13 protein-coding genes are annotated in these 14,993 nt (G+C 43.7%); all 13 read right to left on the bottom strand.

The window, feature by feature from the left end; all coding sequences use genetic code 11:
- Positions 1-110: 110 nt before the first annotated feature.
- The 13 genes from AC0VX7_RS08730 to recG all read right to left on the bottom strand — a co-directional run bounded on the left by AC0VX7_RS08730 (position 111) and on the right by recG (position 14,512).
- Positions 111-341: a KH domain-containing protein gene (locus AC0VX7_RS08730; RefSeq protein ID WP_023614919.1), complete on the bottom strand. Its 231-nt coding sequence runs from the start codon at positions 339-341 to the stop codon at positions 111-113.
- Positions 342-355: 14 nt separating this feature from the next.
- Complete coding sequence (gene rpsP / locus AC0VX7_RS08725; protein WP_041964495.1) at positions 356-628, bottom strand: 30S ribosomal protein S16; 273 nt, start codon at positions 626-628, stop codon at positions 356-358.
- Positions 629-737: 109 nt separating this feature from the next.
- On the bottom strand, positions 738-2,090 hold the full coding sequence (gene ffh, locus AC0VX7_RS08720; protein WP_041964496.1) for a signal recognition particle protein: 1,353 nt from the start codon (positions 2,088-2,090) through the stop codon (positions 738-740).
- 13 nt (positions 2,091-2,103) lie between these two features.
- Positions 2,104-2,433 (bottom strand): putative DNA-binding protein, encoded by a 330-nt coding sequence (locus tag AC0VX7_RS08715; protein WP_215031751.1) that lies wholly within the window; start codon positions 2,431-2,433, stop codon positions 2,104-2,106.
- Between the two features lie 100 nt (positions 2,434-2,533).
- Entirely contained in the window at positions 2,534-3,538 is a 1,005-nt protein-coding gene (gene ftsY, locus AC0VX7_RS08710; RefSeq protein ID WP_475427496.1) for a signal recognition particle-docking protein FtsY, read from the bottom strand.
- A gap of 107 nt (positions 3,539-3,645) precedes the next feature.
- A complete protein-coding gene (gene smc, locus AC0VX7_RS08705; protein WP_475427495.1) occupies positions 3,646-7,212 on the bottom strand; it encodes a chromosome segregation protein SMC in 3,567 nt (1,188 codons plus the stop codon).
- A 62-nt stretch (positions 7,213-7,274) separates the two neighbouring features.
- Positions 7,275-8,048, bottom strand: a complete 774-nt coding sequence (gene rnc, locus AC0VX7_RS08700) for a ribonuclease III (RefSeq protein WP_475427494.1) — start codon at positions 8,046-8,048, stop codon at positions 7,275-7,277.
- A gap of 370 nt (positions 8,049-8,418) precedes the next feature.
- Positions 8,419-8,652: an acyl carrier protein gene (locus AC0VX7_RS08695; protein ID WP_041964501.1), complete on the bottom strand. Its 234-nt coding sequence runs from the start codon at positions 8,650-8,652 to the stop codon at positions 8,419-8,421.
- Between the two features lie 328 nt (positions 8,653-8,980).
- Positions 8,981-9,724 carry a 3-oxoacyl-[acyl-carrier-protein] reductase gene (gene fabG / locus AC0VX7_RS08690; protein WP_475427493.1) on the bottom strand — a complete coding sequence of 248 codons (744 nt, stop codon included), beginning with the start codon at positions 9,722-9,724 and terminating at the stop codon, positions 8,981-8,983.
- Complete coding sequence (fabD, locus tag AC0VX7_RS08685; RefSeq protein WP_215031766.1) at positions 9,721-10,668, bottom strand: ACP S-malonyltransferase; 948 nt, start codon at positions 10,666-10,668, stop codon at positions 9,721-9,723. The genes fabG and fabD overlap by 4 nt, the downstream gene beginning before the upstream one ends.
- A gap of 62 nt (positions 10,669-10,730) precedes the next feature.
- Positions 10,731-11,711, bottom strand: a complete 981-nt coding sequence (gene plsX / locus AC0VX7_RS08680; RefSeq protein ID WP_475427492.1) for a phosphate acyltransferase PlsX — start codon at positions 11,709-11,711, stop codon at positions 10,731-10,733.
- A gap of 13 nt (positions 11,712-11,724) precedes the next feature.
- Positions 11,725-12,294: a transcription factor FapR gene (gene fapR / locus AC0VX7_RS08675; protein WP_475427491.1), complete on the bottom strand. Its 570-nt coding sequence runs from the start codon at positions 12,292-12,294 to the stop codon at positions 11,725-11,727.
- A gap of 169 nt (positions 12,295-12,463) precedes the next feature.
- Entirely contained in the window at positions 12,464-14,512 is a 2,049-nt protein-coding gene (recG, locus tag AC0VX7_RS08670) for an ATP-dependent DNA helicase RecG (protein ID WP_475428111.1), read from the bottom strand.
- Positions 14,513-14,993: the final 481 nt, after the last annotated feature.

Here is a 14,993-nt window from a genome sequence, read left to right as displayed (position 1 = left end):
ATACTTATCATTATTCCAAGTATCTATTATACCTTAATTTCTACAAATAGAAAAAAGGAGGGTTACCCCTCCCTTTTCAAACAATCATATTGTATTATCGTATCTGATTGTTATTCGACGATTTCCAAGAAAATCTTCTTTTGCTGTGATGAACCTGCTGCATAGACTACTGTTCGAATCGCCTTTGCAACGCGTCCCTGCTTACCAATTACTTTGCCCATATCACTTTTGTTGACGGAAAGCTTATAGGTAACGCGCTGATCCTCTTCATGTTCATTTACATGGACATCTTCAGGAAAATCAACAAGTGGCTTCACGATCGTCTCGATTAATTCTTTCATGGGCGTGTCCACAATTACTTGCTTAGCTTAGCGTTGTGGAATTTTTCCATGATACCTTGCTTAGAGAACAAGTTACGCACTGTATCAGATGGTTTTGCACCGTCGTTCAACCACTTAAGAACTAACTCTTCGTTAAGTTCAACCTTCGCTGGTTGAGCAACCGGGTTGTAAGTTCCAATAGACTCGATGTAACGACCGTCACGTGGTGAACGGGAATCAGCTACTACAATACGATAGAAAGGAGACTTTTTAGCTCCCATACGCTTTAAACGAATTTTTACTGCCATTTTAAATAAGCACCTCCGAATAGTTTCACACAAGATAGAATAATATCAAATTGAAAACAGCTTGTAAAGGGTTTTTTCTTTACAGACTGAAAATTCCTGAATTTACAAGTTAAAAAGGATTGAACGGCATCTTGAAACCGCCTTTTTTCTTGCCTTTTTGCTGCATGTTCGTCATCTGTTTCATCATCTTTTTCATATCTTCAAACTGCTTAAGCAGACGGTTGACTTCCTGTATGGATGTTCCGCTTCCCTTTGCAATCCGTTTCCGCCTGTTGGCGTTGATGATTTCCGGATGAGTCTTTTCGTTTGCTGTCATAGACTGAATGATCGCCTCAACATGCGAAATCTGTTTTTCATCGATTTGAAGATTGTTCATGCCCTTGATTTTATTCGCACCCGGCATCATTTTTAGGATCTCATCCAACGGTCCCATCTTCCTTACCTGGCCAAGCTGGTCCAGGAAGTCATCAAGGGTAAATGATGCTGTACGCATTTTCTTCTCGAGCTCTTTCGCTTTTTCTTCATCGACGTTTGCCTGGGCCTTCTCGATTAGCGTTAAGACATCACCCATACCGAGAATTCTTGAAGCCATTCTTTCAGGGTGGAAAGCCTCTAGAGCATCAAGCTTTTCACCGAGACCGACAAATTTGATTGGAGTATTGGTAACAGCGCGGATTGACAGCGCGGCACCGCCTCGTGTATCACCGTCTAGCTTTGTCAGGACGACACCAGTCAAGCCTAACTGTTCATTGAAGCTCTGGGCAACATTGACGGCATCCTGTCCTGTCATCGCGTCGACGACAAGGAAGATCTCATCAGGCTTTGAAAGCTCCTTGATCTGCTTAAGCTCATCCATCAAGTTTTCATCAACATGAAGACGACCAGCTGTATCGATCAGAACATAGTCATTATGGTCTTCCTTCGCTTTGGCAATTGCCTGCTTTGCGATTTCAACAGGGCTGACCTGGTCTCCAAGTGAGAAAACTGGCATGCTCAATTGCTTGCCGAGCGTCTCAAGCTGCTTGATGGCAGCTGGACGATAGATATCCGCCGCTACAAGCAATGGCTTACGGTTGTATTTTTTACGCAGGAGATTCGCAAGCTTTCCGGTTGTAGTCGTTTTACCTGCACCTTGAAGTCCGACCATCATGATGACTGTCGGCGGGCGATTTGCAGCAGCAATCTTGCTTTGCTCGCCACCCATTAACTCGGTGAGTTCCTCTTTAACAACCTTGATGACCTGCTGGCCCGGCGTCAGGCTTTTTACAACCTCCTGGCCAACTGCCCTTTCAGTGACTTTCTTAACGAAGTCTTTTACAACTTTAAAGTTAACGTCAGCCTCAAGTAGAGCCAGACGGACCTCTCGCATCATTTCTTTTACATCCGCTTCAGATACCTTGCCTTTTCCGCGGATTTTTTGCATCGTATTTTGCAGTCGGTCGGCCAATCCTTCAAATGCCATATAATGTGCCTCCCTAGTCTAATTTCTCAAGCTCGGCTATCATTTCATTAAAATCGTGGTTGTTTTCTCCATTGTCCATAAACTCTTTCATTTTTGAAATAAGCTCACTTCTTTTCTGGAATTTCTCGAACAACAACAGCTTCTCTTCGTACTCCTCAAGCATCGCTTCCGTCCGTTTGATGTTGTCGTATACAGCCTGCCGGCTAACATCATACTCTTCAGCAATTTCCCCGAGCGAATAGTCATCAAGATAGTATAGAGCCATATAACTGCTTTGTTTTGGAGTAAGCAATGCCTGATAAAAGTCATACAAATAATTCATGCGGTTCGTTTTCTCAAGCATGTGAATTCCCCCATGTTAAGTGAAATACCTTTACATTAAGAGTTTACACACGATCATCTTCCCTGTCAAGAAAAGTTCTTTACAGTGATTTGTTGGTATATCAAGATTCCTCGGCTGCTTCCTCTTCCTCAACCAGGTCAGCGAACAGTCCATAAACATATCTTTCAGCATCAAATTCCTGGAGATCATCCATTTTTTCGCCTAGTCCTACAAATTTAACCGGAATGTTCAGCTCATTGCGGATCGCGAGTACAATTCCGCCTTTCGCCGTTCCATCAAGCTTAGTCAGGACGATGCCGCTCACATCAGTTGCTTCTTTGAAGGTTTTAGCCTGTATCAGGGCGTTCTGGCCAGTCGTTGCATCAAGCACAAGCAGGACTTCATGAGGAGCACCCGGAACCTCGCGCTCAATTACCCGCTTTACCTTCTCAAGCTCCTTCATGAGATTGACCTTATTTTGCAATCTGCCGGCAGTATCGCAAATTAGAATATCTGCCTTTCGTGACTTCGCAGACTGGACAGCATCATACATAACAGCAGCGGGGTCAGAACCTTCTGCCTGCTTGATGACGTCGACACCAACGCGATCACCCCAGACTTCAAGCTGTTCGATTGCACCGGCGCGGAATGTATCTCCTGCCGCAAGAAGGACCGTCTTTCCCTCACTTTTGAATTTATGGGCTAATTTGCCGATTGTCGTTGTTTTGCCGACACCATTGACACCGACGAATAAAATGACTGTCAGCTCATCTTCCTGGATGTTCAACTGGAAGGAGTCATCATCAGCTCCGGCCTCATAGATATCAACTAGCTTCTCGGAAATAACAGACTGAACATCTTTTGTGTCCTGAATGTTGCGGCGCTTAACCTCTTTTTTCAGCTCCTCGACAAGTTCCATTACTGTGTCAAAGCCTACATCTGCCTGGATCAAGATTTCTTCAAGTTCTTCGAAAAATTCTTCATCCACTTTCCGGTATCGTGATACGAGATCATTCACTTTGTTAGAGAAATTATCCCTAGTTTTCGTCAAGCCATCTCGGAATTTCTCTGTGACACTCTCAGTCTGTGTCGAAAACTTTTCTTTTAATTTCTTAAAAAAACTCATGGTTCCATCGCCTTCCTACTTAATTCAAAAATATCTCGTTCCGCTTCAAGAATGGACCAATTGCAGCTCCTGACTTCTCGAAACGGAACGAGGTGATTGCGTTTTACTTATGTTTTCACTAGTTCTTTTGAATCCTCAAGCCGGACGGATACCAGCTTGGATACTCCTGACTCCTGCATGGTTACACCATATAGGACATCTGCTTCCTCCATTGTACCCTTACGGTGTGTGATGACGATAAATTGTGTTTCATCACGGTATTTCTTCAGGTATTGAGCGAAACGGTATACATTGGCTTCATCCAATGCAGCCTCAACCTCATCAAGGATACAGAATGGTACTGGACGGACCTTCAGGATGGAGAACAATAAAGCAATCGCGGTCAACGCCCGCTCACCGCCTGATAATAGCCCGAGGTTTTGCAGCTTCTTTCCTGGAGGCTGGGCGACAATTTCGACCCCTGTGTTCAGCAGGTCTTCAGGCTGTGTCAGCCGCAGGTCCGCTCTTCCACCACCGAACAACGCCTGGAACACAGACTCAAAGTGTGAGCGGATGGCAGTGAATGTATGTTCAAATCGTTTTTTCATCTCGTGGTCCATTTCCTCAATGACAAGGAATAATGTGTCCTTTGCTTCCTGGAGATCATTCCTCTGCTCCAACAGGAATTCATAACGCTCAGATACACGCTCGTATTCTTCAATCGCACCTAGATTTACCGTTCCCAGTTCCTCTATCGCCATTTTGATGAGCTTCACTCTTCTTCTTGCCTCATCAGCAGGAATTAACAAAGGATACTGTTCCTTTGCAGCTTCAAATGAAAGCAGGTATTCTTCGCGAAGATGGGCAAGCTTATTGTCCAATTCTACATCAAGCCTGTTCAGCTTCACTTCTTCGTCCTTGAGCACTTCATTAATGCCCTTAAGCAATCTCCTAAGCTCCTTGGATTCTAACTCCTGATCTTCCAGCTTATTCTGAAGGTCAAGCCGGTCATTTCTCCGTGAAGAAATCAGCTTAAGCGTTTCATTTTTATCCTGGAGCTTACTTTTTGCAGCTTCCTCCAGTTGCGTTTCCCCGGAGGAGCTATCGGTCATTTCAGAGGATAGAAGAGATAAATCTTCTTTAAGAATATCCAATTTTTTGGACTGCTCTTCTGCCTGTAAAACTGCAGAATCCAGCTTTTCCTTCACATGGGAAAGCTGAGCTCTCTTGGATGCCAGGCTGATCTTCAATTCACTGATTTCCGAAATAAGAGTATCCTTGGAAGTAGAATTCGAGTTCTTCAGCTCAGTCAAACGCACTATTTCTTTATCAAATTGAACAAGGTCCTGCCGATACTTAGCTAATAAGCCGTCGAGTTCAACCAGTCTGGATTCTAGCTTTTCCTTGTCTGAGTCGAGCTGGGTCTTTTCGGAATCGTATACCGATAAGCGTTCATTGATATTCTTTTGTTCCAGCTCCACTTCCCGCAAGTCACCCTTCAAGCTTTGCTGCTTAAAACGGAGCTCTTCACCAGTTTTTCGCAACTCTTCCAACCTTGCTTCACTGGATTGTGTTTCAGACTTTAATGATTTCACTTTCGATTCAAGCAAGTTTGTCTTTTCTTCCATATCAGCTAGCTTATTTGTTAATTCTTCTAATTCGCCTTTACGGCTAAGCAATGAACTCGATTTTTGTTTTACTGCCCCTCCAGTCATAGACCCACCAGGGTTGACCACATCTCCATCAAGCGTGACGATTCTGCTGCGGTATTGCAGCATTTTGGCAATTTCATTGGCACCCTTTAAATCCCTGGCAATCACAACATTGCCAAGCAAGCTTTTTACGACTTCAGCATACTTTTGATCGAATTGAATCAAATCAGCTGCAGTGCCGATATACGCACTATTCCCTGAAAGAAGCGCGAGCTGTGATGAGGCGAGATATTTGCCTTTGATGATGCTGAGAGGTAAGAAGGTTGCCCTGCCGAAGGATTTTTGCTTCAGAAACTGAATTGCAGCTCTGGCATTCTCTTCGTTTTGGACAACAATATGCTGCATTGCACCGCCAAGAGCTGTTTCAATTGCCGTTTCATATTGTTTAGGAACATGGATTAATTCTGCAATCGCTCCTTCAATTCCCTGAAGGCGAGTGTCCCTGGCTTTCAGCACTTCTTTTACACCCTGGAAAAAGCCAGAATAATCTTCTTCCATTTCTTCAAGCATTTCCTTCTTTGATTTAGCTTGCTGGAGGTACTGATATGCCTGATAGAGTGTTTTCTCTTGCTTCTCATAGTTATTTTTAAAAGATTCAAGCTTCTTCTGTTCTTCATAATAGATCCTTGCCTGTTCCTCCAATTCCTGCTGAGAAGAAACGACCTTTTTCTCTATTTCTGCTTTCTTTTCATTGATTTCATCGCGAATCGAGACAAAGCGATCATTTTCATTATCCAGCTTTGACCCTTTGGCTGCTTGCTGCTGCAGCTGTTGTTCGATATAGATTTTTTCATTTTTAGCGCCGGCCTGTTCGTTCAGCACCTCGATGTAGTCACTTTTGATTGAATCGATCTTAAGCTCGACATCTTCACTGTAAAGCTTTAGTTGCTCTTGTTTCTCCTGAAGTTCTTTCTGAAGAGCAGAAGCTTCCGCTGATAATACAGCTACAGATTCTTGGTACTCAGCCTTGTGTTTTTCCAGCAAGGCAACAGCAGAAGTCAGTTCCTCGATATTCTTTTCGAGTTGACCTTTGTTCTGTGAAGCGTTCTTCTTTCGTTCCTTTAGAACTTCTCTTCTGCCTTCCAGCTTTTCAAGCTCCTCACTGGCATGCAAGAGCACGTTCTGCAAGTCGCTTACCGATTCATCAAGCGCTGCAAGCTGGTCTCTCATTTTTTCAATTTCTGCTTCTTTTTTCTGAAGGACTGCAGACTGCTTGATTTCATCTTCTTTATGCTGTTCAAGCTGCTTGGACAGCTGTTCCCATCGGCCATGCAGGTCTTCGATTTCATAAGCAGTAAGCGCAACTTCAATCTGTTCAAGCTCTTCCTTTTGCTGTAGATAATCCTTTGCAATCGAAGCCTGAATCTTCAACGGCTCTACCTGGCCTTCTAATTCGTGTATGATGTCTGTTACACGATTTAAGTTCTCCTGCGTTTCAAAAAGCTTACTTTCTGCTTTTTTCTTCCGGGATTTATATTTAAGAACACCAGCAGCTTCTTCAAATATCGTCCTGCGATCCTCCGGCTTGCTGTTGAGAATTTCTTCAACCCTGCCCTGACTGATGATGGAGAAAGCTTCACGGCCAAGTCCGGAGTCCATGAATAAATCAACAATATCCTTAAGTCTGCAGTTCTGTTTATTGATCAAATATTCACTGTCACCTGAACGGTAGACACGCCTTGTTACGCTCACTTCATTGTAATCGAGCGGCAATGATTGATCTTCGTTATCGAGGGTTAAAGTTACTTCCGCAAAATTCAGCGGCTTCCGCGAATCACTTCCTGCAAAGATGATATCTTCCATTTTTGTGCCACGGAGCGACTTGGCTGATTGTTCCCCTAAAACCCAGCGGATGGAATCAGTAATATTGCTTTTCCCGCTTCCATTAGGACCTACGACAGCGGTCACACCAGGAACGAATTCTACTGAAATTCTCTCGGCAAACGATTTAAAGCCGACCACATCTAATCGTTTTAAAAACAATATGGCTCTCCCTTTCCAGTTAAACTATTTCTCTAAGTTGTCTGTTAATATCGCTATTTACCTTATTGCTTTTTATCGTCCGCTTCCATGTTCGCTTCCATATGGGACTTCAATTTTTCAAGTGCCATCTGGGCTGCATGCTGCTCCGCTTCCTTTTTCGAGCGCCCTGTCCCTGTTCCTAATTCTTGCTCATTAAGGAAGACACGGGATTCGAATTCACGGCTGTGCGCAGGACCAATCTCCTTCATAATCCGGTATTCAAGTGAGCCTGCACCATCCCGCTGTACGAGCTCCTGAAGCTGACTCTTAAAATCCATCACATGAGAAAAAGCACCGTCATTGATTTTCGGAAACACAATTTCCTCTAGAAAGGTAGTGACTGTTTCAATTCCCTTGTCCAAGTATAAGGCACCGATGAAGGCCTCAAAGACATCAGCCAAAAGAGCCGGCCTTGTTCTTCCGCCAGTCATTTCCTCCCCCTTGCCAAGCAATACGATTTCACCAAAGCTCAGCTCGTTGGCAAAGGCCACCAGCGATGGCTCACAAACTACAGCTGCGCGCAGCTTTGTAAGCTCTCCCTCACTCATCATTGGATACTTTTTATACAAGAATTGGGATACAGTCAGTTCCAAAACAGCGTCACCAAGAAACTCTAGCCTCTCATTATCTTCATGGGGCTTCCTGCGATGCTCATTCACATAGGATGAATGTGTAAAAGCTTGTTTTAAAAGCTTATCACTATCAAAATGAATACCAATATTATCCTGGAATTCTTTGAATTTCTGCTCCTTTGCGCGGATATTCTTTTTTTCTCTTTCTCTTCCATTGTTGCGCATGATTTATTCCACCTTGCTCATAATTTAAAGCTGCGATTGCATGAATTGTTGTTTGAAATGATTATGCATTTTACAAAACAATACAGACTAATAACAGTTTACAAAAAATAACGTATATAAAGCAAAAAAACTTGGACTAATTCCAGCAGATTACTTAATTATAAGGAAAACATAGGGAGTTTTTTTATACAGAAGCTATTTTCGCGGGGATGGTCGCTTTTCGTATAAAAACATTTGCCGGATAAACATGCTTCTTCTTCATGACCGCCATAGCCTTATACACGTTCTAATCCGGCAGCCGAGCATGAGATGACCATGTACAGAAGAAAGCCCCGTTTATAAAAACGGAGCTTCTTAGTAAATCGAACAATTACACTTGGCTATTTATGTAGTTAACAGCGTCACCAACTGTACCGATTTTTTCAGCATCATCATCAGAAATTTCCATGTCGAACTCGTCCTCTAATTCCATAACCAATTCAACAACATCAAGGGAATCAGCACCAAGATCATCTTTAAAAGATGCCTCTAAAGTTACTTGAGATTCTTCTACTCCCAAACGGTCAACAATAATTTTTGTTACGCGTTCTAAAACGTCTGCCATGCTTGTTCACCTCCCCTCAAGCCATTATAGTTGATTTTATTTAATTAATAAATGGCTGTAATAACTTTTTAATATTACGGCTCTGTTAAACTAGTCTGTTGATTTTCGTTCCAGGCGCTTCGCTTTCCGCGGGCAGTCGGGGAGCCTCCTCAGCGCTTATGCGCCTGCGGGGTCTCCCCAGGACTTGCTGATCCCGCAGGAGTCTACGCGCCTTCCACTACAATCAACAGGTTTTATAAATCAAAAGTTGATTATAACAGAGCCCAACTTAGGATAAAACCCTTGAGATCTTATCGTTTAGAACTTTCCGGAAAGTTTCAAATAAATCCTACATCACCATGCCGCCATCTACGTGGAGGGTTTGGCCTGTCATATATGCACTGTCTTCGGATGCCAGGAATATGACGGTTCTTGCAATGTCTTTAGGCTCTCCGAAACGGGCTAACGGTATTTGCTTCAACATTTCTGTTTTTACATCCTCGTTTAACTTATCGGTCATGTCTGTCGTAATAAAGCCTGGAGCTACTGCGTTCACTGTGATGCCTCTAGACGAAAGTTCCTTCGCGGTTGTTTTTGTAAGGCCGATTACTCCGGACTTTGCAGCAACATAGTTTGCCTGACCTGGATTCCCACTGACGCCTACAATTGAAGAGATGTTGATGATTCTGCCGCTTCTCTGCTTCATCATTTGTCTTGTAACTGCTTTCGTACACAAGAAGACACCTTTTAGATTGATATTGATTACATCATCCCATTCGGACTCTTTCATCCTCATCAATAGGTTGTCTTTTGTTATACCCGCATTGTTAACAAGTATGTCAATCTTTCCGAAACGCTCGATTGTTTCTTTGGCCATATCAGTCACTGATTCAGAGTTGGAAACATCTGCCTGGATGGCAAAAGCATCCCGTCCCATCGCCTTGATCTCATCAACCACTTCAAGCGCTTTTGCTTCACTGCCTGCATAGTTGACAGCAACAGACACGCCTTCCCTGGCAAGTTCTAAAGCAATTTCGCGCCCAATCCCACGTGATGCACCTGTTACCAGCGCCACCTTACCTTCTAGTCTCATTCCTTCTCCTCCTTCAGAGCAGCAACGGCTGCTGCACAAGTTTCTGCGTCATATATTGCGAACGTCTTTGCCGAGCGATCAACTTTCTTAACCAGTCCTGACAAAACCTTACCTGGGCCGATTTCGATAAAAGTATCGACGCCGAGTTCCAGCATTTTCGACACTGAATCCTCCCATAGAACCGGAGAATAAAGTTGTTCCACTAGTCTTTTTTTGAACTCGGAAGCTTCTGTCATCGGTTCAGCAGTTACATTTCCAATCACCGCGACCGTCGCATCCTTTATTGCAATTTTGTCCAATACAGCTTCAAATCTTTCTGCTGCCGGCTTCATTAACGCTGAATGGAATGGACCGCTGACATCAAGAGGAATAACCCGTTTAGCCCCAGCTTCCTTTGCTTTTACTGAAGCTTCTTCCACACCACTTTTTGAACCGGAAATTACGATTTGTCCTGGACTATTCAAGTTAGCTAGCTGAACAGGTTTTCCGCCTGCTGAAACTGTTTCGGTTACATCCATTAGCTTCTGCCGGTCCATGCCGAGGACAGCAGCCATGGTTCCTTCTCCATTCGGTACAGCTTCTTCCATGAATTCACCACGTTTACGGACTGCATACACTGCGTCTTCGAACGAGATAGCACCAGAAGCGACCAATGCAGAATATTCACCCAGGCTATGTCCGGCAGTGTAATCCGGCTTGATTCCAAACTGGCTGAAATAATTCAAGATTGCAATACTAGTCGTCAAAAGAGCAGGCTGAGCATTTGTTGTGAGCGTCAGCTTTTCTTGCGGTCCCTCAAAAATCAAGCTGCTTAAGCTTTCACCCAGAACCTCGTCCGCTTTTTTAAAAGTTTCTGAGACTGATTGTTCTGAACCTGCAAGGGCCTGTCCCATCCCAACTGTCTGCGATCCCTGTCCTGGAAACAAAAACGCGATTTTCCCCATGAAAGATTCCCCTTTAACTCGTTATTTAATGTTCATCATAGCTTCAATTACTTTTCACTTTATCATTTTTCTACGGCAGTTTTGATTGTTCCGGAAACATCCTTTTCAACCATTTCTCTCGCCTGGCGGATCGAATTAAACACCGCATTTGCATCAGATGATCCATGAGCTTTGATTACGGGAGCCTTAAGGCCGAAAAGACCAGCACCGCCATATTCCGTGTAATCCATCTTATTTTTGAGCACTGTCAGGTCCGGCTTCAGAACAGCGGCAGCCATCTTGCTTTTAAGACTGGAAGTCAAAGCTGATTTAAGCATTTTAAACACCGACATTGCAGTACCTTCAATCGTCTTCAGGACCATATTTCCGGTAAAGCCATCTGCCACTACAACGTCAGCTACTCCATCCAGCAAGTCCCTTGATTCCACATTACCTATGAAGTTGATGTCTGCATCCTTCAATAATTCATACGTGTTACGTACAAGCTCATTGCCCTTCTTTTCTTCTGTGCCAATATTCAACAGGCCAACACGCGGATTTGTGATACCTCTTGCCTTCTCGCTGTAAATCGATCCCATGATCGCATATTGGACGAGATGTTCAGGCTTAGCGTCAGCATTAGCTCCTACATCAAGAAGAAGGAAGCCTTCTCCACCAATTGTAGGGAGAGTCGGCGCAAGTGCCGGCCTTTCGATCCCTTCTATTCTTCCAACCACGAACAAACCAGCAGCCATCAATGCCCCTGTATTTCCGGCAGAAATGCAGGCATCTGCGTTTCCGTCTGCAACTAGCTGGGCTGCAAGGACCATAGAAGCTGTTTTCTTTCGGCGCACTGCTCTGACAGGTTCATCTGTTCCGAGGATTACTTCTTCTGTATGATGTATTTCAATCCTCTCTTCATTCGTCAGATGCTCCCTGATTTTACTCTCGTCGCCGATAAGCACGATATGTATGTCATTATATTTTTCTATAGCTTTCATTGCTCCGAGGACGATTTCTTTTGGTGCATTGTCTCCGCCCATCGCATCTACTGCTAGCCTCATCGCATTTCATCCCTTACTTTTCATTTTTAGAACGGTACATTTCAAATTCACCTTTAAAAACAAGCTCATTGTTCACATAACTCTTCACTTCTACATGGGTCCGGCCATTGTCATCATCGATTTTTTCGACTCTCACTTTGGCTATTACCCGTTCACCTTCTTTTACCGATCTTGTGAATTGGATATTCGCTTTAGCCGTTAATGCCAATTCATCATTTATGACTGCTACCGCCAATGAATTCGCCTGCGCAAACAAATGGTGCCCCCGGGCGATTTTATTTCGTCTAAATACATGTTCACTTTTTATATCAAGTATTGATATAGCACTTTGGTCAAGTTCGATATCAATGATTTCTCCAATTACTTCTTCAAGCGGCAATGAACGGACTTCATCTTCAAAACGTTTTTCTGCCACGTTCTTTATTCTTTCCCTAAGTTCTGGAATAGATAGTTCTAGTCTATCCAGCCTTATAGTCTGGATACTGACAGTGAATTTTTCAGCCAGTTCCTCATCTGTTATAAAAGGATTTTCTTTTATCGTCTCAGTCAACATTGACTGCCGTTCTCTTTTGTTGCGTTTCATTTATTTAACACCGCCCGAGCTATTAAGACTAGGTACTAATAGTAGTATATATATTATAAAAAAAGATTGCAAGATAAAAATATACCTCAAATAAACGAAAGCAGACTCACAACTGAATCTGCTTCCGTCCATGCTATGAATCTTGTAAGAGTAAATAGATTCAGTCAGGTCAATCCAGTTTCTCATTGGCAAGAGCTCCTGTTTCCGCTAGATACTCCCGCAATAATCTATATTTTTCACCCTGCCAGAAAGCTTCTGACTGGACGAGCAAGGTCGCGTCATTCCTTGCTGTTTCTAACGCGCGGTAATCATGGACCATATCTGCTACCTTGAATTCCGGCAGTCCGCTTTGCTTTTTACCAAAGAAGTCGCCGGGACCCCGGAGCTCTAAATCCTTTTCACTAAGAACAAACCCATCATTCGTTTCGGACATTATTTTCATTCTCTCTTTTCCGACTTCGCTTTTAGGATCTGCAAGCAATATACAGTACGATTGGTCACTGCCACGGCCGACCCTGCCTCTTAATTGATGAAGCTGTGCGAGACCAAATCTCTCAGCATCATAAATGAGCATGACAGTCGCATTCGGGACATTGACTCCTACCTCGACAACTGTAGTCGAAACCAGGACTTGCACCTCATTTTCGCTAAAAGCTTTCATGACCTCGTCTTTCTCATCTGAATGAAGACGCCCGTGCATAAGTCCGACCTTGTAGCGCTCTTTAAAATAAAAACTTAATGTGCTATGGACATCAATTGCATTCTGGACGTCCAGCTTATCAGACTCCTCGATAAGGGGACAGATGACATAGGCCTGTCTTCCTTTAGCGAGCTCTTTTTCCATGAAGGCTAGTACTCTCTCAAGCATCTCATGTTTGGCCCAATATGTTTCGATTGTTTTACGGCCAGCAGGCATTTCGTCGATCACGGAGACATCCATTTCACCGAATACAGTAATTGCCAGAGTCCTTGGTATTGGAGTCGCAGTCATGAACAGAACATCAGGGTTTTCCCCTTTTTCCCGAAGAACCCGTCTTTGTTCAACGCCAAAACGGTGTTGTTCGTCCGTAATCACGAGACCAAGGTTTTGAAAATCCACTTCATCCTGAATCAAAGCATGTGTCCCAATCAATACGTCAATTTCACCAAGTTTTAGCTGTTCAAGCATCTCTCTTCTTCGCTTGCCTTTAACAGAGCTAGTCAGCAAAGCAACTGTTATTCCAAACGGCTCAAGCAACTGTGTCAGTGACTGCGAGTGCTGTTCAGCCAGGATTTCGGTCGGGACCATTAATGCACCTTGATAACCAGCGGACTTTGCTGCATAGAGAGCTATCGCAGCAACTACTGTTTTACCTGAGCCAACATCCCCTTGAAGGAGACGGTTCATTCGGTAAGGCGACTTCATATCACCAAGGATTTCATTTACCACTCGTTTTTGTGCCCCTGTTAATGGAAAAGGCAGTCCTGTGATGAACGCCTTTAGGTTGTCCAATTCATATGAAATGGCAATTCCCGGACTCTGTTCACGTTCCAGCTTCCTCAATGACTGCATTTTAAGCTGGAATAAGAGAAACTCCTCGTAAACAAATCTTCTTCTCGCCTGCTTCATTTCATCAGACCCTGATGGAAAATGCATGATCCTTAATGCATCTCTTCGGTTAATCAACTTATATTTCTGCAGAAGCTCTGATGGAAGTATTTCACCTATTTCATGGCCGAATTGCGAAAATGCTTGCTTGATCAGCCTTCTGATCGTTTTTACGGTCATTTTCCCTTTAACAGCATAAACAGGTTCAAAATCCTGACTGTTTGCTTGCTCTCCCACCGTCATTTGAGTAGCGGTAATCGTCTGCCTGTGCTGATCCCATTTGCCGGTTACAGTGATGGTTTCTCCGACAGTTATTTTTTGCTTTAAATATGGCTGGTTAAAGAAAGTGGCAATGATTAAGTACCGGCCTACAAGCAGCCTGACAGTAAGGCGGTTTTTTTTACGGCCATAATAAACAACAGAAGGTTCACTGTGAACTTTCCCCTCAACTGTGACTCTCTCTTCATGCTTGACTTCAGCCAGGTCCTTTAGGCGATAATCCTCGTAACGGTACGGGAAGTATTCAAGCAAGTCACCGACAGTCCTGATTTGCATATCCGCCAGAGTATCCGCCATTTCATTGCCGATTCCTTTAACTGCTGTTACTGATTGCTTTAGTTGCTCATTCACGATTATCAAGCGGTATACCGAAAATTCTGACCTCCAGCTCCCGGCCAATCGGTGTTGCCGCTCCCCTCCTCACGCTGTTTCTGGAGTCTTACTTTTACCTTTATTGCCTGCACTGCTCATTTTGGGGCAATGCAGGGCCTCTGCTTTTACCGTTTTCTCCTATGCCACTCATTTTCGGGCAATGCAGGGCCTCTGCTTTTACCTTTTTCACCTTTGCAGCTCAGTCTCGGGCAATGCAGGGCCTCTGCTTTTACCTTTTTCGCCTATGCAGCTCATTTTCGGGCAATGCAGGGCCTCTGCTTTTACTGTTTTCTCCTATGCCACTCATTTTCGGGTAAAGCAGCTGCTATTACGTTTATCTAAAATTGTGAAATAACCTATAAAAACCTCTTTATATACAAAATGAAATAGAAGGGGAGTCCCCTTCTATTTCTTAGTACCATATTACAATTTTACTTGTCCAGCGAGAGAATTTCCATAG

The sequence above is a fragment of the Mesobacillus sp. QJM3NY_10 genome (genome assembly GCF_056173465.1).
Note: the sequence above shows the minus strand (reverse complement) of the source record. Positions and strands in the feature narration are given on the sequence as shown.

Bases quoted from the DNA above. Each gene is read 5' to 3' on its own strand.
- fabG (WP_475427493.1), bottom strand. From the start codon at position 9,724: ATGAGACTAGAAGGTAAGGTGGCGCTGGTAACAGGTGCATCACGTGGG.
- AC0VX7_RS08695 (WP_041964501.1), bottom strand. From the start codon at position 8,652: ATGGCAGACGTTTTAGAACGCGTAACAAAAATTATTGTTGACCGTTTG.
- fapR (WP_475427491.1), bottom strand. From the start codon at position 12,294: ATGAAACGCAACAAAAGAGAACGGCAGTCAATGTTGACTGAGACGATA.
- fabD (WP_215031766.1), bottom strand. From the start codon at position 10,668: ATGGGGAAAATCGCGTTTTTGTTTCCAGGACAGGGATCGCAGACAGTT.
- ffh (WP_041964496.1), bottom strand. From the start codon at position 2,090: ATGGCATTTGAAGGATTGGCCGACCGACTGCAAAATACGATGCAAAAA.
- ftsY (WP_475427496.1), bottom strand. From the start codon at position 3,538: ATGAGTTTTTTTAAGAAATTAAAAGAAAAGTTTTCGACACAGACTGAG.
- rnc (WP_475427494.1), bottom strand. From the start codon at position 8,048: ATGCGCAACAATGGAAGAGAAAGAGAAAAAAAGAATATCCGCGCAAAG.
- rpsP (WP_041964495.1), bottom strand. From the start codon at position 628: ATGGCAGTAAAAATTCGTTTAAAGCGTATGGGAGCTAAAAAGTCTCCT.
- plsX (WP_475427492.1), bottom strand. From the start codon at position 11,711: ATGAGGCTAGCAGTAGATGCGATGGGCGGAGACAATGCACCAAAAGAA.
- AC0VX7_RS08730 (WP_023614919.1), bottom strand. From the start codon at position 341: ATGAAAGAATTAATCGAGACGATCGTGAAGCCACTTGTTGATTTTCCT.
- AC0VX7_RS08715 (WP_215031751.1), bottom strand. From the start codon at position 2,433: ATGCTTGAGAAAACGAACCGCATGAATTATTTGTATGACTTTTATCAG.